Below are 25,538 nucleotides of genomic sequence, written 5' to 3' on the forward strand. Positions count from 1 at the left end.
CCCGTGCCTCCCAAACGCCTTCTGGCGGCAGCACTCGCTGTCGCCGCGGTAGCAGCCGGTACGACGGCCGCCAGCGCGGCGCCGCCCGCGCCGACCACCACCAACGCGATCTCGTCGAGCTTCGCCGACACCTTCGCCGATCCGTCGATCATCCAGGGCCGGGACGGCTACTGGTACGCCTACGCCACCTCGGACCCACTCGTTGCCAACGGCCCGTTCGGGCTGATGCACATGGCCCGGACCAAGGACTTCAGCTCCTGGGAGTACCTGGGCACGGTCTTCAACGACCAGACCAAGCCGTCCTGGGCGGCACCGGGCTCGTTCTTCTGGGCACCGGACATCCGGTACTTCGACGGCAAGTACGTCATGTACTTCACCGTCACGGACACTCAGGCCAACCCCGGCAGCGACTTCGCGATCGGCGTGGCCACTGCGCCGACGCCGGCCGGGCCGTGGACCGCTGGTGACGGTCCAGTGGTCACGCCGAAGTCGGACGGGAACGGTGGCTGGTACAACACCATCGACCCGGCGCTCCTGACCGCGGCCGACGGCAAGCGGTACATGTACTACGGCGGCTTCTATGGCGGCATCTCGGTCACCGAACTGTCCGCGGACGGAATGCACGCGGTCGGAGAACCAACGCAGGTGACGATCGGCGACCGCTACGAAGGCTCGTACGTCGTCTACCGCGATGGCTACTACTACCTGATGGCGTCGTCGATGAACTGCTGCGCCGGCCCGACTACCGGCTACTCGGTCTTCGCCGGCCGGTCTCGCTCCCCTCGCGGGCCTTTCCTGGATGCCGACGGGGTCGCGATGACGGAGTCGCGGGTGGGCGGTACGACGGTCATCACGCAGAACGGCAACAAGTGGATCGGCCCTGGTCACCACGCGTTCATCACCGACGCGGCCGGTCAGGACCACATCGTCTACCACGCCATCGATCGCAACCAGGCCTGGCTGACCGACCCGTTCGGGATTAACCGGCGGCCGATGCTGATCGACACCATCGACTGGATCGACGGCTGGCCGCGGACTCGCGCGGGTGCTGGTCCGTCCGAGGCTCCGGTCCCGGCACCTGTCACCGGATCGGGTTTGGATATCAACTCGACTGACCCGGCCGGCGGTCTGTCGCTGGCGTCGAGGCGCCCAGGCGATGCGCTCGGTGGTCCGACCGCTGCCATCTCCGGAGTCGCGCAGACCCGCAAGTCCGCTGCGGCTGGTTCGGTGCGGGTGGAGGCTGACGTTCGGTTGGGCTCCTCGTTCAGCACGGCGCTCGGTGGTCACCAGGTTGTGGCAACCGTGGCTCAGGGCAAGGTGACGGTCGTGGCAGGACGTCGTACGGCGTCTGCTGCGTTGCCGGCCGACTTCGACCGCTCGCAATGGAACAAGCTGGTCGTCCAGGTGTCGGGCTCCACGGTGACCGCGCGGGTGAACGACGCCGGGCTCGGAGACGTGTACGCCGAGGCACAGCTCGTCGTACCGGGGTTGAAGCTGAGTGCAGCGCCAGTGCGGTGGCTTGGTTCGGCCGAGATCGACAACCTGACCGTGCGTTCGGTGGCAACGCCGGTACGACGGTTGGCCGCCGTACCGGAGACCGGGAAGCTGCTGGCTCGGGATGACTTTGATGGGCCGCTGGGTGCGGACTGGTCATGGGTGCGTCCGGATGCGAAGACAGTCGTTGCCGATGGCAAGTTGTCGTGGCCGCTGGAGAACGCGGACCTGGTCGGCTCTGGAAACAACGCGGGGTTGCTGTTCCACAACACGCCTGCTGGGGACAGGTGGATCGCGGAGACGAAGCTGCACCTCGATACGGGGTCAGGGGATGTTCGCAATTACCAGCAGGCCGGGATGATCGCGTACCTGAACGACAACGACTTCGCGCGGCTCGGGAACGTGGCGATCTGGAAGACGCGGCAGATCGAGTACGGGCGTGAGTTGGTGGCGCGGGCGTCGGACGGTGCGACGAGCTACGGCGGTGCCGCGATCGGGCGGTCGGCGCCGACGCAGTGGATGCGGCTGGCGTACCACAAGAACGCGGCTGGTGAGCACGTCTACCAGGCGGGCACGAGCGTTGACGGCAAGCACTGGACCTGGGGTGCGTCGTGGGTGCTGTCGGCGCCGGCGAAGCTCGGTCTCTTCGCCCACGGCGAGTTCACCGGCGCGAACCCGCCGCCGGTGGCGACGTTCGACTACCTGCGGTTCTACGAAAGCAAGTGACACGGAGTCGCCGCCGCCGCGAACCCGAAGGTCCCTATGTCGACAAATCTCCAAGTCCCCTGATCAGCCAAGCGGACGAGGGCGGCTCCATCGACGCTTCCCCCTTCCGCGACTGGCTCTGCTGGACCGCAGCATGCACATCACCCAACTCACCTGGTCGGGTGGCCGACCCATAGTGTGCGAGTAACGATTCAGGGAGTCCCTGGTTATCCACAGGCGTTACCGATATGATTTGGTCACCATATGGTATTCCTGTCATAGTAGGCCGGTGCAGATCGATTGGCCGGCCGATTTCGGCATATGGTTCCGTGACCTTAAGGCTCGAGCGGCGAAGGGGGATGAACGTGCGAAACAGGCAGTCCGTCTGGTCTCCGCAGAGCTCGCTGTTCTCCAAGAACTCGAGGAAGTGCCCACCCCCGACACCGAAACAGCGGCACTTCGGTGGGTTCGGCAGTCCAAACGCTACCCGCTCTGGAGAGTGTCACATCCGTATCACGCAGGCATCGCCATCCGCCTCATCTGCTGGTTCCCACCAGGTTCGGACACGGTGGTCGTTGCGGTGTTCGCAGGTGACAAGGCCCGGATCGGCGATGTGTTCTACAACTCCGTCGGGGCACGAGCCGATGGGCTCATCGACCAATGGAAACGAGAAAAGATGAGGGGACAGGCATGACCGACGAGACTGCCCCAGCTGGCTTTGAGCGTGGCAACGACTATCTGAACGAGGTGCTCGCCGATCCGGAGATCGCGGCAGATGTCGCCAAGATCCGGGACGAGATGCGCGAGATGGATCGGCTGTACGCCGAGAACCTCGCGATGATCCGGCGGGCCAGCGATCTGACGCAGGTTCAGTTGGCGGCGAAGCTTGGTGTCGGCCAGGCGGTGGTTTCCCGTCTGGAGCGGCATCACGACATGCTGCTGTCCACGCTGGCCGACTACTTGCACGCGACGGGGGCCGAGCAGCCCCGGATTGTGGCCGTCCTCAACGGGATGGAGGTCGAGCTCAATCTCGACCAGTTCCGGGGAGCTCGGTCGGCGTAGGTCCTAGCTGCAGTCCCAGCGGGTGGGCGTTAGGTTGGCGTCGTCGATCCAGCCGAGGACCTGGTCGTCGGTGGTGAGGCCTAGGGCGTGGTTGCTGCCGGGCATGGTGTCGTCTTTGGTTTCGAGGAGGCGCTCGCCCTTGGCGGGCTGGACGACTCGGTCGGGGTAGAGGGCGGTGCCGTTGGCGTTGGTGTCGATCGGGGGTGCTGGGGTCGGTGCCGGGGGTTCGGTGGAGCCAAGCGGCCAGCTGACGGGCTGGCTGTCCTGGAGGCCGTAGATGACGCCGTTGCTGATGGAGGTCGCGTTGGTGCTGGTGGCGGTGGATGCTTTCGGCAGTACGACGACGGTGCCGTCCGGGCGCCAGTAGGCCGCGCGAATGTCTGAGGGGTCCTCGGGGTTCGCCGCGGGGTTGATCACCGAGCCGACGATCGTGCCGTCGTCGGCGATGTCGGAGGCGATCGACTCCGTGAACCCGGCCGGGGCGGCGAGCAGTTGGACCTGGTTCGTTGCGGTCCACTTGACCGCGCGCTGCGTCGACTGGCCGGCGTCGAGGACGCGGCCGATGATCACGCCGTGTGCGTTGTCGATCTTGCCGGCCTGCGCGATCGCCCACCCGGAGGCGACCGGGAGCTGTTCCGCGGAGCCGTCGCGGTAGCGGAAGCTGATCGACGGGGACAGCCGATTGAACACGATCTGACCGTCGTCACTCACATCGTCGACGGTCAGCCCGTCAGGATCGGTGATACCGACCTCGGCGGGTACGCCGTCGTGCCAGCGCACCAGCGTGTCACCTACACCGGCCCGGAAGCCGCGCCCCACCAGGAAACGCCCAGCCGGTGCGGCCGCGTCCGGGTGCTGCCACTGCAGCCCGGCGATCGTCGGCAACGGGTGCTGCAGACACGGCTCCGCAACTGCGGCGTGAGCGGCCTGAGGCATCAAGAGGGGAACAGTGAGCGCGATGAGCGCGAGTGCTGGGCGTCGATTCATGCAGTGAGAGTGACAGGTCGCAGGGGCACCACAAGCCGTTAGCGTCCGAAGGTTTGCAGTACGTGGTCGGCGTGTTTTCGGACGCTAGCGGTTGAGGACTTCGGTCAGGATCGAGAGGGCTTTGTGGAGGTCTTCGGTGGTGGGGGTGGCGTAGCCGATGACGAGGCCGGGCGGGCCTGGGACGGAGCGGCGGTAGTCGGAGAGCGGCGCTACGGCGACACCGGCTTCGCGAGCCTGGGCAGAGACTTTGCGGTCGTCGACGTGGTGGGGCAGGAGCAGCGTGATGTGCAGACCGGCGTCTTGGCCGATGACTCGGCCGTACGGCTCGAGGGCGGAACACATGCGGGTACGGCGTTCGGCGTACCGGCGTCTGTGTTTGCGGATGGCGTGGTCGAGGTAGCCGTCGCGGAGCATGGCGAGGAGGGCGGCCTGCATCGGCCAGCCGGGCCAGTCGCCGGAGTTCGCGCGGAAGGTGGCGAGGCGGTCGACGGTGGTTTCGGAGGCGACGAGCCAGCCGAGGCGGAGTGCCGGGCTGAGTGTCTTGGAGAGCGTGCCGAGGTGGACGACGCGATCCAGGTCGAGCTGCGCGAGCGCCGGCAGTGGGGCGACGTCGAAGCGGAACTCGCTGTCGTAGTCGTCCTCGATCAGCATCGCGCCGGTACGGCGTGCCCACCGGATCAACTCGTTGCGTCGGGCAACGGGTAGTCGGCCGCCGAGCGGATACTGGTGCGACGGCGTCACATAGACCGCGGGCAGATCGTCGGTGAGCGCCGACACCTGCAGCCCGTCCCGATCGACCGGTACGTCGACGATCTCGAGCCGGTGGTCTTCCGCGGCGGCGACCGCGTTCAGATACCCCGGGTCCTCGATCGCGATCCGGTCCCCCGGCTGCCGCGTCACCGCGAGCAGCAGCCGCAACCCGTGCACGGTTCCGTTCGTGATCAGGATGTTCTCCGGTCCGCACGCGATCCCGCGCACCCGGCCCACATGCTCGGCCAGCGCGCTCCGTAATGCGGGGAGGCCGGCAGCATCGTCGTACCCACGAGGTGGCGACTGGGCGGAGACGTCACGCCAGGCGCGCCGCCAACCCGGATCCGGCGTCGGGTCGATGAACGGGATGCCGGGACGCAGCGTGAGCAGCTCAGAGGAAGGCGCCGGGCGGACCGTCGTACGGCGAGGCTCGGCCGGCCGCAGTGGCGCGACATCCGTGACGAAGGTGCCCGCCCCGGTCCGCCCCTCGATCCAGCCCTCCGCATGCAGTTGGTCGTACGCCGACTGCGCCACCGCCCGCGACACCGAGAGCTGTCGCGCCAACTCCCGCGTCGACGGCAGCCGGTGCCCAGCCTGCAGGCGGCCGTCCACCACCGCCGCCCGAAACTGCTCGGCCAGCTGCAGATGCAGCGCCGCTCCAGCACTGCGGTCGATGACGAGCGGGAGTGAACTCTCCACGAATGGACTACTCGATTCGCGCGGGAATGGACCGTGCCAGCATGCCACTCCGGCCGTCACGCTGGACACATGACCACGACGACGCCGCTGCAGCCGACTGCCCGCACCTCACTGCGCCGGAGCAAGGAGCGTGCCGCGACGGAGCGAGAGGCCCTGTACGACGTGCTGGCCGAGGGGATGTTCTGCCACCTCGGAGTCGTGGTCGACGGCGTACCGCTGGTCCTACCGACCGCGTACGGCGTGGACCTCGACCGCGGACCGGATGGGACGTTGTACCTGCACGGCTCAGTGGCGGCGCGCAGCGTGGTTGCCGCGCCCGACCAGACGGTGTGCGTGACGGTCACTCATGCGGACGGGCTGGTGCTCGCCCGCTCCGCGTTCCATCACTCGGTCAACTACCGGTCGGCGGTGATCTTCGGCGTACCGCGGCTGATCACCGACCCTGACGAGAAGCTGCACGGCCTGAACCGGATCGTCGACCACCTGGTCCCTGGCCGCTCCTCCGGCACGAGGGCGCCGAACCGCAAGGAGCTGGCCAAGACGTCGGTCCTCGCGCTCGACCTCACCGAAGCGTCCGTGAAGACGCGCTCCGGTGAGGCGAACGACGAACCCGAGGACGTGGACCTGCCGCACTGGACCGGCGTCGTCCCGCTCCGGGTCGTCGCCGACGAGCCGATCACCAACTCCGACTGCGACCTGCTGGTCCCCGCCCACGTCCGCACCCGGGCCAACCAACTCGGCGCACCCTCCTGACCTCAGGCCGCCGTGCCCTTGTTGTAGCTCTTCTGCGCCCAGAAGTAGCCGACGATCGTGATCGCGACACACCACGCGATCGCGAGCCAGCCCGAGCCCGCGGAGGCCGGCGCACCGACGAGCAGGTGCCGCAGCGTCTCGATGATCGGTGTGAACGGCTGGTACTCGGCGAACCACCGGATGCCACTCGGCATCGACTCCAGCGGCAGGAAGGTGTTGCTGAGGAAGGGCAGCACGAAGCTGATCGGCAGCACGATGTTGCTCGCACCCTCGGCGGTCTTGCTGATCAGGCCGAGCGCGATCGCGAACCAGGTGAGCGCGATGGTCACCAGGATCAGCAACCCGGCGGCCAGCAGCCAGTCCACCAGCGAGGCGTTCGGGCGGAACCCGATCAGGATCGCGAAGCCGATCACGAAGGCCAGGCTGATGGTGGTCAGTACGACGTTGCCCAGCACGTGCCCGGCCAGCACGGACGGCCGGTAGATCGCCATCGTGCGGAAGCGGGCGACGATGCCCTCGGTCATGTCCACAGCCGCGCCGATCGCAGGTGACATCGTCCCGGACGCGATCGACATCAGCAGCAGACCCGGCGTGAGGAAGTTGAGGTAGTCGAACCCGCCACCGCCGATCCCGGCCGAGAAGGTGTCGCCGAAGACGAGTCCGAACAGCAGCAGCATGATGATCGGCATTCCGACGGCACCGATCGCGAGCGACGGATAGCGCAGCGAGTGCCGCAGGTTGCGGCGCAGCATGGTGCCGGTGTCGGCCAGGGCGTACGACGTGGTGCTCATCAGCGGGCTACCTTCTCTTCGGAGTGGGTGACGGCGAAGAACACGTCGTCGAGGTCGGGGGTGTGGACGGTGAGTTCGCTGACGTCGACCGCGGCGTTCTCGATCCGGGCCAGCAGATCGCGCAGCGCGTGCACGCTGCCGTCGTTCGGCACCTGCAGCGTCAGCGCGTCCTGGTTGGGTAGCGCGGTCGGCAGCGCCTGACCAGCGCGAGTGAAGTCGTCCGGCGAGTTGAACCGGAGCTGGACGTGTCCGCCGGGCACGAGCCGCTTGAGCTCCTCCGGCGTTCCCTGCGCGACCAGGCGACCGTGATCCAGTACGGCGATCCTGTCGGCCAGCTGGTCGGCCTCTTCCAGGTACTGCGTGGTGAGCATGACGGTGACGCCACCGGCGACGAGCTCCCGGATCATCGTCCACATGCTGTGCCGGCTGCGCGGATCGAGACCCGTGGTCGGCTCGTCGAGGAAGATGATCTGCGGACGGCCGACCAGCGTCATCGCCAGGTCGAGCCGGCGCTTCATGCCGCCGGAGTACGTCATCGCGAGCTTCGATCCGGCGTCGACCAGGTCGAACTGCTCGAGCAGCTGGTCCGCCCGCTCCCGCCCGGCCACGCGGCCGAGGTGGTACAGGTCGGCCATCATGATCAGGTTCTCCCGGCCGGTCAGCAGACCGTCGACCGCGGAGAACTGGCCGGTGACCCCGATCGCGGCGCGGACGGCGTCCGCATCGGCGTACAGGTCGTGTCCGGCCACCCGGATCTGGCCGGCGTCGGCGGTGATCAGGGTGGACAGGATCTGGACCGCCGTCGTCTTGCCGGCGCCGTTCGGCCCGAGCAGGGCGAAGATGGTGCCTTGGGCAACGGTCAGGTCGATACCGTCGAGGACGAGCTTGTCGCCGTAGGACTTGTGCAGTCCGAGGGCTTCGATCGCTGCGGGCATGACTGTTCCTGTTTCCGGGCAGGCTGGCGCCGCCCTGGGTGTGGTGTGGGTGAAAGAGGGTGTGCGGGATCAGCCGAGCTACCGGGGAGGTATCGGCGTGGGGGTGTGGGGACTAGATGTCGAGGTCCTCCACCGCGGGCTGGTCGGCGGCCATCTCGACCAGCGCGTAGAGGTCCTCGGGGATCAGGTCTCGTAGCTCCTCGACGGTGTCGACGACCTCGAGGGTTGCTTCGCCCTGGGCCATGCTCCAGGACTGGTCGGTGCTCCAGTTGCCGACCCAGGAGCGCCAGCCGGTCAGGTACTTCTCGTCGTCACCGCTCTGCGTGTACTGCGCACTGCGATCGGCGTGCAGCACGAACTTTCCGGTCCGGCTGCGGTACACCTTGAAGGCCTCGTAACCGGAACTGCTGGATCGGCCACCCTCGGCGAGCAGCACTCCGGAGAACCGTTGTTTACGTCCGGAGCCGCGACCGACCCGGACGGTGATCTCGTCGTACCCCGCGAGCCGGCCTTCCTCCAGCTCGACGTACTTGCGCAGGGCGATCGAGATCGCCGAGGACAGGTTGCCGGCCAGTTCCTGCGCGCGCTTGTAGAGCGCCAGGTCGTCGTCCGACACATAGATCGTCTTGTTCGGCATAAGTACAACTATACGCATAGCTGTACGTAGAGCGCCAGATCGAGATGAACGGTGTGGAAACAGTCGACGCCCAAACGCGTTTTATCCACAGATTTCGGCCAGTTTGCGGTGGAAACGGTGGAAAACCTGGGTTCAACCTGGGGATAAGTCGGCCAAAACGGTGTGCACAGCTGGGGATACGGGTGTGGATAACTCCGACAAACGGATGTGATCTAAGGTAAGGCTTGCCTTATTTTCCCCTGTGAAGGAGTGGCCCGATGGCGCTTTCCCGGCGCAGCCTGTTGCTCGGAGCGGGAGCCGTCGTGCTCACCGCCTGCTCGAACTCGAAGGACCAGCCGCCGGCGGCGACCGGCCCGTGGGAGTTCACCGACGACCGCGGGGTGAAGATCACCCGGCCGTCCCGCCCGGCGGCGCTGGTCGCCCAGCTCTCGTCCGCCGCCGCGTTGTGGGACCTCGGCCTGCGCCCGGTCGGCACGTTCGGCCAGTCCAAGAAGCCCGACGGCACCGCCTCCGACCTGGCCGGCGACGTCGACGTCACCAAGGTGACCTCGATCAGCGAGACGTACGGCGAGTTCGGCCTGGAGAAGTTCGCCGCGCTGAAGCCCGACCTGCTGATCGCGCCGACCTACCTCAAGACGGAGCTCTGGTACGTGCCGAAGGAATCGTCCGCCGCGATCGCGGCGATCTGCCCGTCGCTCGGCATCGAGCACCAGCTGCACTCCGTCGACACCGTGATCGACCGGTACGCCGCGCTCGCGGCCGCGCTCGGCGCCGACCTGAAGGCCGCGCCGGTGGTCAAGGCCAAGGAGGAGTTCGACGCCGCGTCGAAGGCGGTCACCGACCAGGCCACGCGGCAGAAGGGACTCAAGGTCCTGTTCCTGTCCGGGGGTGCCGACGGCCTCTACTTCGGCAACCCGGCCGCGTTCATGGGGCTGTCCCAGTTGCAGAAGCTCGGCGTCGGGTTCGTCGTCCCCAAGGTCGACCCGGCCAAGCCGACCTGGGAGAGCGTGTCCTGGGAGCTCGCCGACAAGTACCCCGCCGACGTCATCCTGTACGACGGGCGCAACACCGAGCCGTATCTCACCGACGCGGCCAAGTACCCGACGTTCGCCCGGCTGCCCGCCGTACGGGCGAAGCAGGTCTTCGCGTTCAACCCGGAGACTCCGCCGAGCTGGGCGCAGTTCGCGCCCGTGTTCAGTCAGTTCGCCACGAACCTCGGCACGGTGCGCTCGGTCACCGGCTGAGGTTCGTGATTCAGGAGGAGGTCAGACCCACTGGGTGGAGACGACGAAGCCCAGCGCGATCAGGCCCATGCCGACCAGCAGGTTCCAGTTGCCGAGGTCCTTCATCAGCGGCACGTCCTGGCCGGCGACGTAGAAGACGACCAGCCAGGCGAGGCCGAGCAGCCAGGAAGCCAGCATCAGCGGAGCCACCCACACCCGGCTCTGCGTGCGCGGCTGCTTCGGCGTCTTCTCGGTCTTGACCTTCTCGGTCTTCTTCTTGTTACGGCTGCTCGACTCGGGCACGGCTGAACTCCTTGTAAGGACGCATAAGCTGACTTAGGTGTCACGGAGCGACGTAACTTGACGCTACCGGCGCCCAGGCACGCACCTCGCGGCACTTGTCCAGCGCCCACGATGCTCCGCATCGAGGCCACTGACCAAGCACCCCGATGCACGCACCTGGACACCGCTATCGTTCAAGCTACGTCGCCCCGCGACACCTGTTGAGGGCCAGGAGGCACGGACCTGTCGGGTCCGGTCCCGGGTTAGCGTAGTGCAGAGAGCGATCTGGAGGTGACTGGTGCGTAAGTTGAAACGGATTTCGCTGTGGCGGGCGGGGGTGCCGTTGGCCCTGCTGTGCGCCGGTCTGCTGTTCGCGACCAGTGCCACCAGCGCCCGCGGGACCGATCTGCGCCCCAGCCGGAACACCACCCTGGCCGGGCTGGTGGAGGAGCAGAGCCGCCGCAGCGCGGCCCTGGTCCGCCAGCACGCGACGCTCACCCAGGACATCGAGAAGCTGCAGGCGCAGCAGGGTTCGATCGATCCGAAGGTGGCCCAGCGGCTCAAGAACCTCTCCGACGCGGTCGGTATCACGCCGGTGACCGGGCCCGGGCTGACCGTGACGCTCAAGGACGCGCCGAAGGAAGTGGTCCGGGACAATCCGGATGTCGACGCCGACTGGCTGGTCATCCACCAGCAGGACATCCAGGCCGTGGTGAACGCGCTCTGGGCCGGTGGCGCGGAGGCGCTCTCGATTCAGAACCACCGGGTCATCTCGACGACCGGGATCAAGTGCGTCGGCAACTCGGTCGTCCTCCACGGCGTTCCGTATCTCCCGCCGTACAAGATCACGGCGATCGGTGACCGGCGGAAGCTGCAGCAGGCGCTGGACGACTCGAAGTACATCGAGAACCTGCAGGATTACGTGGTGAAGTTCCAGCTCGGGTACGACGTGAAGTCCGAGTCGGCGATCGCGATGCCGGCCTACGAAGGCACCCTGGACCTGCAGAGCGCGGCCGTGCCCGGGTTCGACCGGACACCGACCGTGAGCCCGACGGCCACGGGCGGCCGCTGAGCCTGTCAGAATGGACCGCATGCCGCGGATCCTCGTCGTCGACAACTACGACTCGTTCGTCTACAACCTCGTGCAGTACCTGCAGCAGTTGCAGGCCGAGACCATTGTGCTGCGCAACGACGAGGTCACCCCTGACCAGGTCACGGCGTACGACGGGGTGCTGCTCTCCCCCGGTCCCGGGACCCCGGAAGAGGCCGGTGCCTGTGTGGACATCGTCAAGGAGGCCGGCGGCCAGGTGCCGATCTTCGGCGTCTGCCTCGGGCTGCAGGCGATCGGCGTCGCGTACGGCGGTGTCGTCGGCCGCGCGGATGAGCTGCTGCACGGCAAGACCAGCCAGGTGTTCCACGAGGGCGCCGGCGTGCTGAGCGGGCTGCCGTCGCCGTTCACCGCGACCCGGTACCACTCGCTGGCCATCGAGCAGGACACCGTGCCCGATGAGCTGCAGGTGACCGCTCGGACCGAGGCCGGTGTGATCATGGCCGCCCGGCACCGCGACCTGCCGGTCGAGGGCGTCCAGTTCCACCCGGAGTCCGTGCTCACCGAGGGCGGCCACCGGATGCTCGCCAACTGGCTTGAGATGTGCGGCGACCCCGAGGCGGTCGAGCGCTCGGCCGGCATGGCCCCGCTCGTCAGCTGACCCCGAACAGACCGAAGGCCTCGCCGTAGTGGCGAGGCCTTCGTCATGTTCCGGGCTGGGTCAGCCGCCGATGATCGGCGTGTTCGTCGGGTTGCTCGGGTCACCGGACGGGTCGCCGCTGGGATCACCGCTCGGGTCACCCTCGGGCAGCCGGTTGATGGTCAGCGTGATCGTGCTGCCCTTCGGTGCCGTCTTGCCACCCTCGACGCTCTGCGCGAGCACGGTGCCGTCGGGCGAGTTCGGGTCCTCGCCGTACTTCTGGCCGGGGACGAAGCCTTTGGCCTTCAGTTGGGCGATCGCGTCGTCAGCCGACGCGGTCAGCAGGTTCGGTACCTCGACCATCACCTTGCCGCTGGACACGGTCAGCGTGAACGTCGTACCGGATGCGTACCGCTTGCCCGGGTCCGGGCTGATGTCGAGCACGGTGCCGGCCGGCTTGTCGGAGTCCTGCTCGACATTCTTGTCCGCGACCTTGAGATCACCGGGCGCGCTCTCGATCTTGGAGCGGGCCTTGCCCTCGGACAAACCGATCACGTCCGGCACCGCGAAGGACTGCGCACCGGTGGAGAACACCACCGTGACGGTCGAGCCCTCTTCGGCCTCCACACCGGCGGCCGGCGTGGACGAGATGGCCTTGCCCTTGTCGACGGTCGAGCTGGGGACCGAGTCACCCTGCGCGAACACCAACTTGACCTCCGCCAGCTTCGCGGTGGCCTGCGCGGTGGTCAGCCCGCTGACGTCCGGTACGGCGACCTTGTTCGCCGCCGGGGTGTTGGATGAGCCGGCGCCGGGGTTGTCGTTCTGCTTGTTCTGGTGGTTGATCAGCGCGTAGCCACCGATCGCGATCGCGACGATCGCCAGGCCGAGCAGGAAGTAGGCCAGCCCGCGGTTGCGGCGGGCCCGGGCGTCCGCGACCTCGTCGTCACCACCACCGGGCGGCAGCAGGTCGTCGCTGGTCTGCCGGAACGCCTGGGTCGCCGCGGCCGGCGCGACCCTGGTCGGAGCCATCGCGCGGGTCTCGGCGACCGCGGCCATCGGCGCGGTCACCTGCTGGCCGGCGAGCACGCGGTGCAGGTCCTGACGCATCTCGTTCGCGCTCTGGTAGCGCTCGTCGCGGTTCTTCACCAGCGCCTTGAGGACGACGGCGTCGACCTCCGGCGGGATGTCGGGGTCGAACGACGACGGCGGCAGCGGCTGCTCCCGGACGTGCTGGTAGGCCACCGACACCGGCGACTCACCGACGAACGGCGGCCGGCCGACGAGCAGTTCGTAGAGCAGGCAGCCGGTCGAGTACAGGTCGGAGCGGGCGTCCACGGTCTCACCGCGGGCCTGCTCGGGCGACAGGTACTGCGCCGTACCGATGACGGCCGCGGTCTGGGTCATGTCCGACGTCGTGTCGGCGACCGCGCGGGCGATACCGAAGTCCATCACCTTGACCTGACCCTGGGGGGTCAGCATCACGTTGCCGGGTTTGATGTCGCGGTGCACGATGCCGGCCCGGTGGCTGTAGTCGAGCGCCTCGAGCACACCGGAGGTGATCTCCAGGGCGCGCTCGGGCATGATCTTGCGGCCCTCGCGGATCAGGTCACGCAGGGTCTTGCCGGTCACCAGCTCCATCACGATGTACGGGATGGTGATGCCGGAACCGTTCGGGTCCGGCTCCTCGCCGGTGTCGTAGACCGAGACGATGGTCGGGTGGTTCAGCGAGGCGGCCGACTGGGCCTCCCGCCGGAATCTCGCCTGGAAGGTCGAGTCGCTGGCCAGGTCGACCCGCAGCCGTTTGATCGCGACGGCTCGGCCGAGCCGGTTGTCGATCCCCCGGCGCACTTCGGCCATGCCGCCGCGGCCGAGCGGTTCGCCTTCTTCGTACCGGCCGCCGACGAGACGTGCCTGCGATGTCATGACCTCAGCCTTCCAACCTGTCCGGAAACACACTCAATTTGCCCACGGTAGCGGCCGCCACCAGTGGATCCCCGTTGGAAAGACGCTCTGTGCACGCATCATTCCGTATGGTGCTCATCGCTGGAGCACCGCCTCCATCACCGCTTTCGAGATCGGTGCGGCCAGCGCGCCACCGGCGATGTCGTTGCGCGCGACGTCGGCCGACTCGATCATCACCGCGACCGCGATCTGCGGGTCGTTGGCCGGTGCGAACGCCGTGAACCAGGCGAACGGCGGGCGCTCGGGCGAGGTCTGCGCCGTACCGGTCTTGCCGGCGACCTCGATGCCGTCGATCTGGCCCTTCTTACCGGTGCCGTTCTTGACGACGTCGATCATCATGCCGGTCAGCTGCGCGGCGACCTCCGGCGTCACGGCCTGGTGCAGCGACTCCGGCTTGGTCTCGGAGACCGTCTTCAGGTTCGCGGTCTTCACACTCTGGACCAGGTAGGGCTTCATCACCTCGCCCTTGTTCGCGATCCCGGCGGCGACCATCGCCATCTGCAGCGGCGTCGCGCGGACGTCGAACTGGCCGATCGCGGACTGCGCGGTCTGCGGCGGGTTCGGGTCGCCGGGGAACGCGCTGGCGACGCCGGACAGCTCCGGCAGCTGACGCTCGCCGAAGCCGAACTTCGCGGCCTGCTCGCGCAGTGCGTCCGCGCCGATGTCGAGGCCGACGCTGCCGAAGGCGGTGTTGCACGAGTAGCGCAGCGCGATCGTCAGGGTCGCGTTGTTGCTGCCGCCGCAGTTCTTCCGGTCCTCGTTCACCAACGGGGTAGTGGTCTGCGGGAGCGGCAGCTCGGCCGGTGAGTTGACCTTGGTCTCCGGCGTGTACTTGCCGCTGGAGAGCGCGGCCGCGGCGGTGACGAGCTTGAACGTCGAGCCGGGCGGGTAGGTCTCGCGGGCAGCCCGGTTCAGAGTCGGCTTGGCGGGATCGTCGCTGAGCTTCTTCCAGGTCTCCGAGACCTTGCTCAGGTCGTGCCCGGCCAGCTGGTTCGGGTCGTACGACGGCGTGGTCGCCAGCGCCAGGACCTTGCCGGTCTTCGGCTCGATCGCGACCACGGCACCGGTCTTGCCGGCCAGTCCCTTGTACGCCGCCTGCTGGGCAGCCGCGTTCAGCGTCAGACTCACGCTGGCGCCCTGCTGCGGACGGTTGCTGATCACGTCGATGATCCGGCGGAACGCCAGCGACGGGTCCGAACCGTTCAGCTCCGAGTTCTGGTTGAGCTCGATGCCGGCCCGGCCGAACAGGTAGGAGTAGTACCCGGTGACCGGGGCGTAGACCGGTCCGTTGGCGTAGGTGCGCTGGTACTTGAACCGGTCGTCGGACGGCTTGCTCGACGCGATCGCGGTGTTCCCGATCAGGATCGGGCCGCGGTCGACCGAGAACTGGGAGTCCCGGACCCGCTTGTTGTCGTTGCGGCCGTTGAGCTCGTTGGACCGGAAGGCCTGCAGGTACGTCGAGTTCGCCATCAGGGCGAGCATCAGCACCATCGCTGCCACCGCTAGTTTTCGGATTGCCGCATTCACTGCTTCTGCACCGCCATCGCGATCGTTTCGTCGGACACTGGGGCGGCTGGAGTCTGGGGGCGGCGGGCCTGGTCGCTGATCCGCAGCAGCAGGGCGATGATCGCCCAGTTCGCGACCAGCGACGTACCGCCCAGGGCCATGAACGGGGTGGCCAGACCGGTCAGCGGGATCAGGCCGGTGACGCCACCGACGATCACGAAGACCTGCAGCGAGAACGACATCGCCAGACCGGTCGCGACCAGCTTGCCGAAGATGTCCCGGCAGCCGAGCGCGGTCCGCAGACCGCGCTCGATGATCAGCGTGTAGACGAGCAGGATCGCGATCAGTCCGGTCAGGCCGAGCTCCTCGGCCATCGAGGAGATGATCATGTCGCTGTTCGCGTACAGGGTCAGGTGCGGCTGGCCCTGACCGAGGCCGCGGCCGAGGACGCCGCCCCAGGCCTGGCCCATCAGGCCGACCGCGATCTGGCCGCCGTCGATCGAGAACGGGTCCAGCCAGTCGTTGATCCGCTTGGTGACGTGCCCGAAGGTCTGGTAGGCGAAGTACGCGCCGGCCACGAACAGCAGGCCGCCGATGATCAGCCAGCCGGCCCGCTCGGTCGCGACGTACAGCAGGAACAGGAACAGGCCGAAGAACAGCAGCGAGGAACCGAGGTCGCTCTCGAAGACCAGGACGCCCAGGCTGACCAGCCAGGCGATCAGGATCGGCCCGAGGTCGCGGGCCCGCGGCAGGTCGAGACCGAGGAACCGGCGGCCGGCCAGGGTGAGCACGTCGCGCTTCACGACCAGGTAGCCGGCGAAGAAGATGACCAGGCAGACCTTGGCGAACTCACCCGGCTGGAACGACATCCCGGCGACCCGGATCCAGATCGAGGCGCCGTTGACGTTCGCGCCGATGCCCGGGATCAGCGGCAGGATGAGCAGCACCAGGCCGACCAGGCCGAGGGTGTAGGTGAAGGCCTGCAGCCGGCGGTGGTCGCGGATCACGATGATCACTGCGACGAACAGCAGCACGCCGACCGCCGTCCAGGTGATCTGCTGTGGTGCGAACGGAACGCCCTTGGTCCGGCCGATCGAGGTCAGCCCGAGGTCGATCCGGTGAATCATCGCCACGCCGAGCCCGTTCAGCAGGACTGCGCACGGCAGGATCACCGGGTCCGCGTACGGCGCCCGGAAGCGCAGCACGAGGTGGGCGATCAACGCGAGCAGGCCGATCCCGGCGGCGTACCAACCGGTGCTGGCCGGGACACCGCCCTGGGCGGTGATGCCGATGTTCACATAGGCGCCGACCGAGATCCCGACGGCGATCAGGAGCAGGAACAGCTCCACCCCGCGCCGGGTGCGCGGGATGATCTGGATGACCGAGGTGGACGCAATACTCATCGGACGCCGTCGCAGTCGTCCGGGTTGGCTTCGCCGGCCGGAGTGCTCGGCGTACCGGACGGGGTCTTCGTCGGCGCGGTGGTCGGTGCCTTCGAGACCGGTGCCTTCGAGGCCGGTGGCTTGGTGGGCGTCGTGCTCGGCTTGGGCGTCGGCGTGAGCTTCTTGGCGCACTCTTCAGCAGTGCGCTGCAGCTCGCTCACGATCGCGCGGGCGCCGGACAGATCGTCAGCCTCGATGTTGCTCTCCACTTGCTGGCGGTTGTACGTCGGAAGTTTGTCCACCTGCAACTGCTGCTTCTCGTACACCTTCGTCAGGTTCAGGCCGGGAATCTCCGCGTCCACACCCTGGTAGATCGCCACGAAGCCACCGTCGGTGCCGACGTAGTACTGGTCCTGGGTCCACCGGTACCCGATCCAGCCGGCCCCACCGAGCAGACCGAGGATGATCACCACGGCCACGATCCGGCGAAGCCAGGGGAACCGCTTCGGCGGGCGGGGCGCGTAGCGCAGCTCCTCGGGGTCGAGGGCCCGGCCGCGACCGCTGCCACCGCTGTTGCTGCCACCAGGGACCAGCGTGGTCGCCTCACCGCGACCGGTGCCGCCCTGAGCGAGCTCGGCAGCGGCCCCGACCAGCTGCGGCGTGGTTCCGCTGGCCGGTGCGGTCTCGACCACGTCGGCCACGACACAGGTGATGTTGTCGTTCGAGCCGGCTTCGAGCGCGTGGGTGATCAGCTCGACCACGACGGAGTCCGGCGTACCGTCGGCCATCGAGGCGGCGATCACCTCGGCGGCGACGTAGTCCGGCAGGCCGTCGCTGCACAGCATCAGGCGGTCGCCCGCCCGGACATCGAGAATCTGCAGGTCGGGATCGGAGTCCGGGCGGCCGTCCAGCACCCGCAGGATCAGGTTGCGGTGCGGATGGGTGAAGGCCTCCTCCTGGGAGATCCGGCCCTCGTCGACCAGCGACTGCACGAAGGTGTGGTCGTGGCTGAGCTGGTAGAGCAGGCCGTCGCGCATCCGGTACGCCCGGGAGTCACCGAGGTGGGCGAGGCCGAGCTGCTGACCGTCGAACATCAGCGCGGTCACGGTGGAGCCCATGCCCTCGCGCTCCGGGTCCTCCTCGACGAGCTCGGACAGCCGCTCGTTGGCCCGGTGTACGGCGCCGGCCAGCGCCTCGATCATGTCCTCGCCGCCGATGGTGGCGGTGTCGAGCCGCCGGATCACCTGGACCGCCGCCGCGCTGGCCACCTCACCGGCCGCCGCGCCACCCATTCCATCGGCGAGCAGCAGCAGGTGCGGACCGGCGTACGCCGAGTCCTCGTTGTTGCGGCGCACCCGTCCGACATCGGACAGTGCGGCGTAGTCGAGCGACAGGGTCATCGAGGCAGGCCTACTTCGCGATGTTCAGCGTCGTCCGGCCGATCCGGATCGAGCCACCGATCTCGGCCGGCACCGGGCGGGTCACCCGCTGGCCGTCCAGGTACGTCCCGTTGGTGGAGCCGAGATCCTCGACCCACCACTGACCCTCGGACAGGAACAGCCGCGAGTGCCGGGTGGAGGAGTAGTCGTCGTCGAGCCGGATCTGGCAGTCCGAACCACGGCCGATCACGACGGGCTCCTCGACCAGGGTCGCGCCGACCCCGGCCTGCGGCCCGTCGGCGATCGTCACCGAGCCGGGCAGGCCCTTGCGCTTCTTCGCCGGCTTGGCCGGCTTCGGGGTCCGGGCCGTGGCCGGTACGACGGCCGCCGCGGCCCGGCTGTCCACCTTCGCCCCGAACAGGTCGGAGCGAATCACGGACAGCACGGCCAGGACGAACATCCACAGCAGGGCCAGGAACCCCAGTTTGATCAGGGTCAGCGTCAGTTCCGACATGGTGGTGCGGTCACCACCCGCTGCTCGGCGGCTGAGGCATCGGCTCGTCCGCCAGCCGCAACGTCATGGTGGTGTTGCCGATCCGCACGGTCGAGCCGTCGACCAGCTCGACCTCGGCCGCCCGACGGCCGTTCACCAGCGTGCCGTTGGTCGACCCGAGGTCCACCAGCACCACCCGGATCCCGCCGTTGCCCTCGGGCATCAGCCGGATCTCCGCGTGCCGCCGGGACACCCCGGGGTCGTTGATCTGGATGTCCGCGTCGGTGCCACGACCGAGCACGACGCCCGGCGGGTTGACCGGACGGCGACGCCCGTTGACCTCGAGCATCACCTGCGGGTGGCCGCTGCGCTGTGGCTGCTGCGGTACGGGCGGTGGGGGGACCGGGGCGCTCTGCAGCACCGTCTGGCCGTCGTTCGGCGGCACGTAGGGCTCCTGCTGGTAGGGCTGCTCATAGGACGGGCTCCGCCGTTGTGGTGTCCCGACGGTTGCACTGACCACCCGGAACTTACCGGTCGGGAGGTCGTCCTGCTGGGTCAGCTCGATCTCGATCGGCCCGGAGAACGTGTACCGCTGGATGTCGGCATGGTCCCGGAGCTCGTTGGACAGCTCGTGGTTGAGGGTCCGGCCGTACGCGTTCAGGCGCTCGAAATCGCCCGGGCCCAGTTCGATGGTGAAGTGATTCGGCACCAGCCGCCGGTCCCGGGACAGGATCCGGGCGGTGTTGTCGATCTCACGCTTGAGCGCCGCAGCCAGCTCGATCGGCTCGACGTCGCCCTTGAACGCACGCGCGAAGACACCGCTCACGATGCCCTCCAGACGTCGCTCGAAGCGCTGCAGCGGTCGCACGCCTCCTCCTCCACGGTCGGTCCACGGTCCGTATCCACCGGTCGTGGCGGACACACCGGGTACGACGATCGATCGTAACGGGAGGTTCGACCGAACCTGCAATGTGAAGCACTCGACATTCCCGTGCTAATGTTCCTTTTCGTTGCCAGGGCATCGTCCGGGCAGCAGCGCGCGAGTGGCGGAATGGCAGACGCGCACGGTTCAGGTCCGTGTGCCCGAAAGGGCGTGGGGGTTCAACTCCCCCCTCGCGCACAGCGAATGTCGAGCAGGGATCCCGGTCGAGAGACCGGGATTTTTTGTTGTCCCGGGGGTGTCGTCGCTCACAGGGCCGTCCGGTTGGCCGAGCGGGGGTCGGTGACGGCGCGGGCGCGGTAGATGTCGCCCTTGCTGGCGGCGGCGCGCCACGGGCGGGCGCCCTTGAGCGGGCCGGCCACGGTCTGGTCGTCGCGGTCGATGGTGGCGAAGGCGAGCTCGGAGGTGCCGAGCACCTGGGTCGTGTAGATGCCCGCCGGGTTGATCAGGCCGGACGGCATCAGGTCGATGGTCTGGCCAGGCAGCGACATGGCGATCCAGTAGCAGTTGATCGCGGCGTGCGCCCGGGCCTTGAGCTCGAAGCCGACGTCGACCGGGTAGGCCGAGAGCAGCAGGCACTCGACACCGAGCCGCTCGTACTGGCTGAACAACTGCGGGAAGTTGATCTCGACACAGATCAGCGCACCGAAGCGGTAGCCGTCGACGTCGAAGACGACCGGCTCGAAACCGGGCGTGTAGAAGTGCGTGAGCTCGGTGTGCGAGCAGAACCGCTTGTCGTAGCGGTCGACCAGCAGCCCGGAGTCGGAGATCACGTACAGGCTGTTGTGCGGGCGGTGCGGCGGCGTCAGCGGATGCGCGGAGCCGAGCACGACCCAGATCTGCAGCTCGGCGGCCAGTGCCATGATCTGCTCGAGCTCGCTGCGGATGCTGTCCCAGTCGACCTGGGACCAGTCGGCGATCTGCTCCTTCGCGTAACCGCTCAGCATTCCTTCGGGGAACTGCACCAGCCGTGCTCGCCCGGCAGCCGCCTTCCGCATCAGCGAACGGACCTTCTTCCCGTTCGCCGCCGCATCCGCGGTGATGGTCGGCTGAGCGATAGCTATCCGAATCCCCGTCATCGCCCTACCGTCTCAGCCCGCGCCGACAGATCCGCGGACCGGCGCGGGAATGTTGGCCCCGGCAACTAAGCCCGCGGGCGCCGGTGCCGCCCGGTCTGTGGGGTGGGGCGGAGGTTCGGGGCGCCGAGGAGCATCCACAGGGCCAGCAGGGCCGCGCTGATGAGACCGGCGATGCCGGCCAGGTCGGTCAGGCTCATGAGTTTCTCGTTTCGAACGGCGGGACGACTCGGCGGCGGCGAGGTCCGCTGACAACTGACTGGCCAGATCGGGGTGGTGGGGTGGGGAAGGTATTTGTGCAGTGACGTTCCCTCATCTGGGTTGTGATGGCATGGGAGTGCCGTGTCTGATCAGTGCCAGTAAGAGTTTGATCAAAGCCGCGCGGAAAACGGTCGCCGTGGGCGCAGCCGGACTGGTTAGCTGGGGTCCGGAGGTGAATCGATGCAGGACGGCTTGTTGCTCGACGCCCGGGAAGAACGGGCCTACCGGCTGCTGGTCGGCTTGTCGGCTGCGCGCTCCGCGGACCTGGCGGAGGTGGCCGAGCTGCCGCCGCACGAGGCCGACGAGTTGCTGCAGCGGTTGCAGGCGAAGGGGCTGGTTGCGGTCAGCCAGTCCGCCGATGAGCCGGTGTTCCGCGCGCTGCCTCCCGACGTAGCACTCGGTACGACGCTCCTGCGCCGTCAGGAGTCCCTTGAAGCCGCTCGCAAGACGGTGGCGTTGCTGAGCGAGGAGTTCCGGGCCAGCGCGAGCCGTCGCGACGCACACCACCTGGTCGAGGTCGTCGTCGGCGCGACGGCACTACGCGAACGGCTCCGCGACCTGCAGGAGTCAGCGCGCGAGGAGATCCTCTGGTTCTGCCGCGCGAACCCATTGGCGATGCAGGGCGCCGAGAACACCGAGGAGTACGGCGCTCTGTCCCGTGGCGTGCGCTATCGCGCCATCTACGAGCGAGCGCTGCTCGAAACCCCCGGTGAGCTCGACACCATCGCAGAAGGCATCAGCTGGGGTGAGGAGGCCAGGACGCTTCCCACTCTGCCGGTCCGGCTCGCGATCGTGGACCGGGCGACCGCGGTCTGCCCATTGGTCCGCGACGACGAGCTAGGCATCGGCGAACCGACCGCGGCCGTCATCAACCGCGGCCAGCTGCTCGACGCCGTACTGGCCCTGTTCGAGAGCCACTGGGAGATGGCCACTCCGGTGACGCTGCACTCCGCGCAGTCGCCGACGACTGAGATCCTCGACGACAACGAACGCTTCCTGCTCTCACTCCTGGTCGCCGGCGTCCCCGACAAGTCGATCGCCTCCCAGCTCGGCATCAGCCGCCGTACCGTCCAGCGCCGCCTCGACCGCCTGATGATCCTCGCCGGTGTGGACACCCGCACCGGCCTGGCCTACCAAGCCGCACGGCGTCATTGGATTTAGACCGGCGCACTCAGTGCCTCTGTAGGAGCCAGCCGTGCTGCCTGTACTGCTGGATAAAGCCCGGCCAGTACTCCGATCACCGCAGTGGCCGCCAGACCGCCCAGCAACGCCCACACCGGTACGACGGCCGGCCAGCCGCGCGTGGTCGCGTAGCCGACTGTGACCAGGGTGCCGAGCAGCGCTCCGCCAAGGCCTCCGAGTCCTGACAGCAGCAGCGCCTCGGTCAGGAACTGCGATCGGATCTGATGCCGGGTAGCGCCGAGTGCGCGGCGCAGTCCGATCTCGCCGCGGCGTTCGAGGACCGAGACGACCATGGTGTTCGCGACACCGACACCACCGGCCAGCAGGGCCACTGCGCCCAGTCCGAGCAGCAGTGCGTCGAGGGTGGCGTCCGCCGCCTGTTGTGCGGCCAGGGCATCCGACGGACGCGATACCGCGACCTCGTTGGGCGCCTCGGGCTTAGCGGTCGCCGCAAGAACCTTCTGTACGGCGGTCACGTCGTCCTCGACCGCCCGGGCGTAGATGGTGGTCGGGTAGCCGTCGAAGCCTAGGAGTGCCTTCGCCACTGGCCAACCGACCAGTGCGGCGTTGTCGAGCTCCGGTGCGAGTGGAGCGGGCTGCAGGAGGCCGACGACTGTGAACCACTGGCTGCCGAGATAGACCTGCTGCCCGACGGCTGCTCCGAGGTGCTGAGCAGCCTGGGCACCCAGGACGACAGCCGGATACTGCGCAGTGGCGGCGTTCAGGAACGTTCCGTCGGCGGGCTCGGCGCCGACCGTTGGCAGCAGATCGACCTGTGCAGCGACGACCTGGATGCCGCCGGTCTGCCCGGCCGGAATCTTGTCCGTCCGGTAGACAGACGTGTCCGGTACCGCGCCGACTGCGGACACTGCGGTCACCGGCTGGATCCGGTCGACCATGGCGACCGACTCGGTCGGCAGGTGCACGTCCTCGCCGAACAGATTCTGACCGGGCCCTACTGTCAGCAGGTTGGTGCCCAGCGCCTGCAGTTGCCGGTTGAGGTCCGCACGACTCGAGGTGGAGATTCCGACCACCGCCACCATGGCTGCGATGCCGATCGCGATGCCAACCGCGGACAGCACTACCCGCACCGTTCTGGCCCGCAGTCCGGCGAGTCCCACCCGGGCGAGGTCAGCCAGCGACAGCCGGCCGGGTTCGAGGTCAGCCATCGGAGCCTGCCTGGATCCGGCCGTCACGCAGTCTGACCTGGCGGGGCAGGGCGGCGGCGATGTCGTGATCATGGGTGATGATCAGCACGGTCGTCCCTTCGGTGTGGAGGGAGCGGAGCAGGGCCATCACGCCGGCGCCCGCGACGCTGTCGAGGTTGCCGGTCGGTTCGTCGGCCAAGAGCAGCGGTGGGTGCCCGATCAGCGCGCGGGCGATGGCCACGCGCTGACGTTCGCCGCCGGACAGCTGGTGCGGGCGGTGGTCAAGCCGGTGTCCGAGCCCCACCTGGTGCAGCACGTCCGCGGCGCGCACCAGACGTTCAGTACGCGGCACACCGGCGTACAGGAGTCCGTCGGCGACGCTGTGGAGTGCTGTGACGCCAGCGGTCAGGTGGAACTGCTGGAACACGAATCCGATCCGCTGTGCGCGCAGGGCCGACACCTCACGGTCTGAGAGGCTGCCGACGTCGTGACCGTCGATCCGGACCGTGCCACTGGTCGGCCGGTCCAGAGTGCCGATCAGGTTCAGCAGGGTGGACTTGCCTGAGCCGGACGGGCCGACGATCCCGACCAGCTCGCCGGGACCGATGGTCAGGTCGGCGTCGCTGATCGCGGCCACGCCACCGGCGTACCGCTTGGTCGCCCGCTCGAGTTCGATGAGTGCAGTCATCCGGCCACTCCGACCACGGTCCCAGCGGCGATGCCGTCACCGGGGATCTCCACCTTGCCGTTGGCGAACATCCCCGTCTGGACCGCGACGTACGACGTCTTGTCCCCTGCGACGACCTGGACGCCGTAGCCGCCCTCGGCGAGTGCGACCAGCGCAGCAATCGGTACGGCGAGTACGTCCTGCTTCTGCGCCGACACCAGCGCCACGTCGACCGGTGCGGTGTCGAGCCCGCCTGCCGCGGCCGGGTCGGCCAGCGTGATCACCACCGGCACATTCGGCGGGTCATCGCTGCCCTGCTGCGGAACTGTGGCCACAGTCGAGACGGTGGCCACTGTTCCGGCCACAGCCTTCCCGGTCGGCAGCGTGACCGTCGCCTTGAGCCCCTTTTTCACCAGGTGCTGCTTGGCCACGTCCAGTCCGACGACCACGAGCGGCGTAGTGCCGTTGTAGGTCAGGATCGCGTTGTTCGCATTCGACCCGACCCGGTCCCCGGCCTCCAGCGTGTGCAGGGCAATCCGGAGGTCGCCGTGCCCGGCCAGGTTCGCGGGCGGCCCCAGCTGAGCCAGTACGACGTGCTGCGGATCCACGACGCCGGTCGCGGGCTGGCCGGTCGCCTGCTGCCACGTCTTCACCGCGCTCGCGGTTGCCGCGTCGTACGTGGAATTGGGTTTCGCTTTGAGGTAGCCGAGGGCTGAGAGGTTCTGTTCGGCCAGCAGGACGTCCGCGCCCTTGGTGCCAGTCTGCAGTGGGCGGTAGAGCGGTGTGCTGCCGTTCCACAGGATCACCGGCACGTTGTCGACCTTGTACACCGGCTGGCCGACCTTCACGGTCGCACCCTCCGGTGCGATCCAGGTGATCGTCCCTGGGTTCGCAGCAGCCGTCAGTGGCTGCGGGACGCCGTACGAGAGTGTTCCGCTCACCTGCACGGTCTGGACGAGGTCGGTCTTCACCACGGTCGCCGTCGCTGGCGGTTCGTTGCCGGCAGCCACCTCGCTGCTACCGGTGAGGACTATCACTGCGGTCACGGCTACTACGGCCAGCACCGCGCCGCCAGTCAGCCAAGTACGTGGTTGCATGCCGCTGCCGCCTTCTGGAACGCAGGGTTGTTCCGGTCGACCGCACTGCCGCCGAACATGCCGTCCTTGCTTCCCGGCTTCGGATCGGGGAAGTCCGGCAGGCCGTTGGAGCGCATGCACTTCGCGAACTCCAGGTACTTCTGCAGATCGGCCGGTGCCTCGCTGCCGCGGACTCCGCCCGGGATGAGGTCCTTGCAGGCGGCCAGTGCGGTCTTGAAGGCCGGTGAGTTGGCTGTTGCCGGGTCGACCCCGGTCAGGCCCTCCCCTGGCGCCGGATCGGCGACCTGGACGCCGTGGTCCGCCATACAGGAGCTGAAGGTCTGAGCGGTCGGAGCGGTCGCGGACGGCGTACCGCTCGCTGTTGCGACCCCGTTGTCGGCCTTGGCGCACCCCGCCAGGGCCGCTGTCATCAGTAGCACTGCTGCGATCGTCTTCATAC

At 68.1% G+C, this 25,538-nt stretch carries 26 protein-coding genes and 1 tRNA gene; 9 read left to right on the forward strand and 18 right to left on the reverse strand.

Annotated elements, in window-relative coordinates:
* The first annotated feature begins 3 nt into the window (after positions 1–3).
* The 3 genes from ACFVWG_RS16675 to ACFVWG_RS16685 all read left to right on the forward strand — a co-directional run bounded on the left by ACFVWG_RS16675 (position 4) and on the right by ACFVWG_RS16685 (position 3,261).
* On the forward strand, positions 4–2,220 hold the full coding sequence (locus ACFVWG_RS16675; RefSeq protein WP_391544161.1) for a family 43 glycosylhydrolase: 2,217 nt from the start codon (positions 4–6) through the stop codon (positions 2,218–2,220).
* Positions 2,221–2,488: 268 nt separating this feature from the next.
* The gene (locus tag ACFVWG_RS16680; protein ID WP_391544162.1) at positions 2,489–2,893 is read left to right on the forward strand and encodes a hypothetical protein; all 405 of its coding nucleotides are present in this window, start codon (positions 2,489–2,491) and stop codon (positions 2,891–2,893) included.
* The gene (locus tag ACFVWG_RS16685) at positions 2,890–3,261 is read left to right on the forward strand and encodes a helix-turn-helix domain-containing protein (RefSeq protein WP_391544163.1); all 372 of its coding nucleotides are present in this window, start codon (positions 2,890–2,892) and stop codon (positions 3,259–3,261) included. The genes ACFVWG_RS16680 and ACFVWG_RS16685 overlap by 4 nt, the downstream gene beginning before the upstream one ends.
* 3 nt (positions 3,262–3,264) lie before the next feature.
* On the opposite strand, the gene ACFVWG_RS16690 is transcribed toward ACFVWG_RS16685, so the two are convergent.
* Positions 3,265–4,248 (reverse strand): hypothetical protein, encoded by a 984-nt coding sequence (locus ACFVWG_RS16690; protein WP_391544164.1) that lies wholly within the window; start codon positions 4,246–4,248, stop codon positions 3,265–3,267.
* Positions 4,249–4,332: 84 nt separating this feature from the next.
* Entirely contained in the window at positions 4,333–5,697 is a 1,365-nt protein-coding gene (locus ACFVWG_RS16695; protein WP_391544165.1) for a PLP-dependent aminotransferase family protein, read from the reverse strand.
* A 69-nt stretch (positions 5,698–5,766) separates the two neighbouring features.
* Between ACFVWG_RS16695 and ACFVWG_RS16700 the strand changes: the two genes are divergently transcribed.
* A complete protein-coding gene (locus ACFVWG_RS16700; RefSeq protein ID WP_391544166.1) occupies positions 5,767–6,450 on the forward strand; it encodes a pyridoxamine 5'-phosphate oxidase family protein in 684 nt (227 codons plus the stop codon).
* 2 nt (positions 6,451–6,452) lie between these two features.
* Here the strand turns inward: ACFVWG_RS16700 and ACFVWG_RS16705 are convergent, their stop codons facing one another.
* From ACFVWG_RS16705 to ACFVWG_RS16715, 3 genes are all read right to left on the reverse strand, one after another.
* Entirely contained in the window at positions 6,453–7,241 is a 789-nt protein-coding gene (locus tag ACFVWG_RS16705; RefSeq protein ID WP_391544167.1) for an ABC transporter permease, read from the reverse strand.
* Positions 7,241–8,176, reverse strand: a complete 936-nt coding sequence (locus ACFVWG_RS16710) for an ATP-binding cassette domain-containing protein (RefSeq protein WP_391544168.1) — start codon at positions 8,174–8,176, stop codon at positions 7,241–7,243. Before ACFVWG_RS16710 ends, ACFVWG_RS16705 begins: the two co-directional genes overlap by 1 nt.
* 112 nt (positions 8,177–8,288) lie before the next feature.
* Positions 8,289–8,813: an EXLDI protein gene (locus ACFVWG_RS16715; protein ID WP_391544169.1), complete on the reverse strand. Its 525-nt coding sequence runs from the start codon at positions 8,811–8,813 to the stop codon at positions 8,289–8,291.
* Between the two features lie 257 nt (positions 8,814–9,070).
* On the opposite strand from ACFVWG_RS16715, the gene ACFVWG_RS16720 reads away from it, so the two are divergent.
* A complete protein-coding gene (locus ACFVWG_RS16720) occupies positions 9,071–10,057 on the forward strand; it encodes an ABC transporter substrate-binding protein (RefSeq protein ID WP_391544170.1) in 987 nt (328 codons plus the stop codon).
* Positions 10,058–10,078: 21 nt separating this feature from the next.
* On the opposite strand, the gene ACFVWG_RS16725 is transcribed toward ACFVWG_RS16720, so the two are convergent.
* Complete coding sequence (locus ACFVWG_RS16725) at positions 10,079–10,339, reverse strand: cell division protein CrgA (RefSeq protein ID WP_391544171.1); 261 nt, start codon at positions 10,337–10,339, stop codon at positions 10,079–10,081.
* A gap of 277 nt (positions 10,340–10,616) precedes the next feature.
* Between ACFVWG_RS16725 and ACFVWG_RS16730 the strand changes: the two genes are divergently transcribed.
* Both ACFVWG_RS16730 and ACFVWG_RS16735 read left to right on the forward strand, forming a co-directional pair.
* Complete coding sequence (locus ACFVWG_RS16730) at positions 10,617–11,390, forward strand: DUF881 domain-containing protein (RefSeq protein ID WP_391544172.1); 774 nt, start codon at positions 10,617–10,619, stop codon at positions 11,388–11,390.
* Positions 11,391–11,409: 19 nt separating this feature from the next.
* Positions 11,410–12,027 (forward strand): aminodeoxychorismate/anthranilate synthase component II, encoded by a 618-nt coding sequence (locus ACFVWG_RS16735; protein ID WP_391544173.1) that lies wholly within the window; start codon positions 11,410–11,412, stop codon positions 12,025–12,027.
* Between the two features lie 60 nt (positions 12,028–12,087).
* On the opposite strand, the gene pknB is transcribed toward ACFVWG_RS16735, so the two are convergent.
* The 6 genes from pknB to ACFVWG_RS16765 form a co-directional block, all read right to left on the reverse strand.
* A complete protein-coding gene (gene pknB / locus ACFVWG_RS16740; protein WP_391544174.1) occupies positions 12,088–13,929 on the reverse strand; it encodes a Stk1 family PASTA domain-containing Ser/Thr kinase in 1,842 nt (613 codons plus the stop codon).
* Between the two features lie 114 nt (positions 13,930–14,043).
* Positions 14,044–15,495: a peptidoglycan D,D-transpeptidase FtsI family protein gene (locus ACFVWG_RS16745; protein ID WP_391544175.1), complete on the reverse strand. Its 1,452-nt coding sequence runs from the start codon at positions 15,493–15,495 to the stop codon at positions 14,044–14,046.
* Positions 15,492–16,877, reverse strand: a complete 1,386-nt coding sequence (locus ACFVWG_RS16750; RefSeq protein ID WP_391544383.1) for an FtsW/RodA/SpoVE family cell cycle protein — start codon at positions 16,875–16,877, stop codon at positions 15,492–15,494. The genes ACFVWG_RS16745 and ACFVWG_RS16750 overlap by 4 nt, the downstream gene beginning before the upstream one ends.
* Positions 16,874–18,256 (reverse strand): PP2C family protein-serine/threonine phosphatase, encoded by a 1,383-nt coding sequence (locus tag ACFVWG_RS16755; protein ID WP_391544176.1) that lies wholly within the window; start codon positions 18,254–18,256, stop codon positions 16,874–16,876. Before ACFVWG_RS16755 ends, ACFVWG_RS16750 begins: the two co-directional genes overlap by 4 nt.
* Before the next feature lie 10 nt (positions 18,257–18,266).
* Positions 18,267–18,749 carry an FHA domain-containing protein gene (locus ACFVWG_RS16760; RefSeq protein ID WP_391544177.1) on the reverse strand — a complete coding sequence of 161 codons (483 nt, stop codon included), beginning with the start codon at positions 18,747–18,749 and terminating at the stop codon, positions 18,267–18,269.
* A 10-nt stretch (positions 18,750–18,759) separates the two neighbouring features.
* Complete coding sequence (locus ACFVWG_RS16765; protein ID WP_391544178.1) at positions 18,760–19,596, reverse strand: FhaA domain-containing protein; 837 nt, start codon at positions 19,594–19,596, stop codon at positions 18,760–18,762.
* A gap of 169 nt (positions 19,597–19,765) precedes the next feature.
* On the opposite strand from ACFVWG_RS16765, the gene ACFVWG_RS16770 reads away from it, so the two are divergent.
* A tRNA-Leu gene (locus ACFVWG_RS16770) sits at positions 19,766–19,848 on the forward strand.
* 68 nt (positions 19,849–19,916) lie between these two features.
* Here ACFVWG_RS16770 and ACFVWG_RS16775 read toward each other — a convergent pair.
* Positions 19,917–20,747 carry a carbon-nitrogen hydrolase family protein gene (locus ACFVWG_RS16775; RefSeq protein ID WP_391544179.1) on the reverse strand — a complete coding sequence of 277 codons (831 nt, stop codon included), beginning with the start codon at positions 20,745–20,747 and terminating at the stop codon, positions 19,917–19,919.
* Positions 20,748–20,812: 65 nt separating this feature from the next.
* Positions 20,813–20,944: a hypothetical protein gene (locus tag ACFVWG_RS16780; protein ID WP_391544180.1), complete on the reverse strand. Its 132-nt coding sequence runs from the start codon at positions 20,942–20,944 to the stop codon at positions 20,813–20,815.
* Between the two features lie 241 nt (positions 20,945–21,185).
* On the opposite strand from ACFVWG_RS16780, the gene ACFVWG_RS16785 reads away from it, so the two are divergent.
* Positions 21,186–22,166 (forward strand): helix-turn-helix domain-containing protein, encoded by a 981-nt coding sequence (locus ACFVWG_RS16785; protein WP_391544181.1) that lies wholly within the window; start codon positions 21,186–21,188, stop codon positions 22,164–22,166.
* Here the strand turns inward: ACFVWG_RS16785 and ACFVWG_RS16790 are convergent.
* From ACFVWG_RS16790 to ACFVWG_RS16805, 4 genes are read right to left on the reverse strand one after another with little or no spacing between them, the layout of a single operon-like run.
* Complete coding sequence (locus ACFVWG_RS16790) at positions 22,163–23,356, reverse strand: ABC transporter permease (protein WP_391544182.1); 1,194 nt, start codon at positions 23,354–23,356, stop codon at positions 22,163–22,165. The two genes, ACFVWG_RS16785 and ACFVWG_RS16790, sit on opposite strands and share 4 nt — an antisense overlap.
* Positions 23,349–24,023: an ABC transporter ATP-binding protein gene (locus ACFVWG_RS16795; RefSeq protein WP_391544183.1), complete on the reverse strand. Its 675-nt coding sequence runs from the start codon at positions 24,021–24,023 to the stop codon at positions 23,349–23,351. The genes ACFVWG_RS16790 and ACFVWG_RS16795 overlap by 8 nt, the downstream gene beginning before the upstream one ends.
* Entirely contained in the window at positions 24,020–25,099 is a 1,080-nt protein-coding gene (locus ACFVWG_RS16800; protein ID WP_391544184.1) for a peptidoglycan-binding protein, read from the reverse strand. Before ACFVWG_RS16800 ends, ACFVWG_RS16795 begins: the two co-directional genes overlap by 4 nt.
* Positions 25,078–25,536 carry a hypothetical protein gene (locus ACFVWG_RS16805; protein ID WP_391544185.1) on the reverse strand — a complete coding sequence of 153 codons (459 nt, stop codon included), beginning with the start codon at positions 25,534–25,536 and terminating at the stop codon, positions 25,078–25,080. The genes ACFVWG_RS16800 and ACFVWG_RS16805 overlap by 22 nt, the downstream gene beginning before the upstream one ends.
* Positions 25,537–25,538 lie beyond the last annotated feature (2 nt).

Origin of the sequence: Kribbella sp. NPDC058245 (assembly GCF_042882005.1) — a bacterium.
Classification (GTDB): domain Bacteria; phylum Actinomycetota; class Actinomycetes; order Propionibacteriales; family Kribbellaceae; genus Kribbella.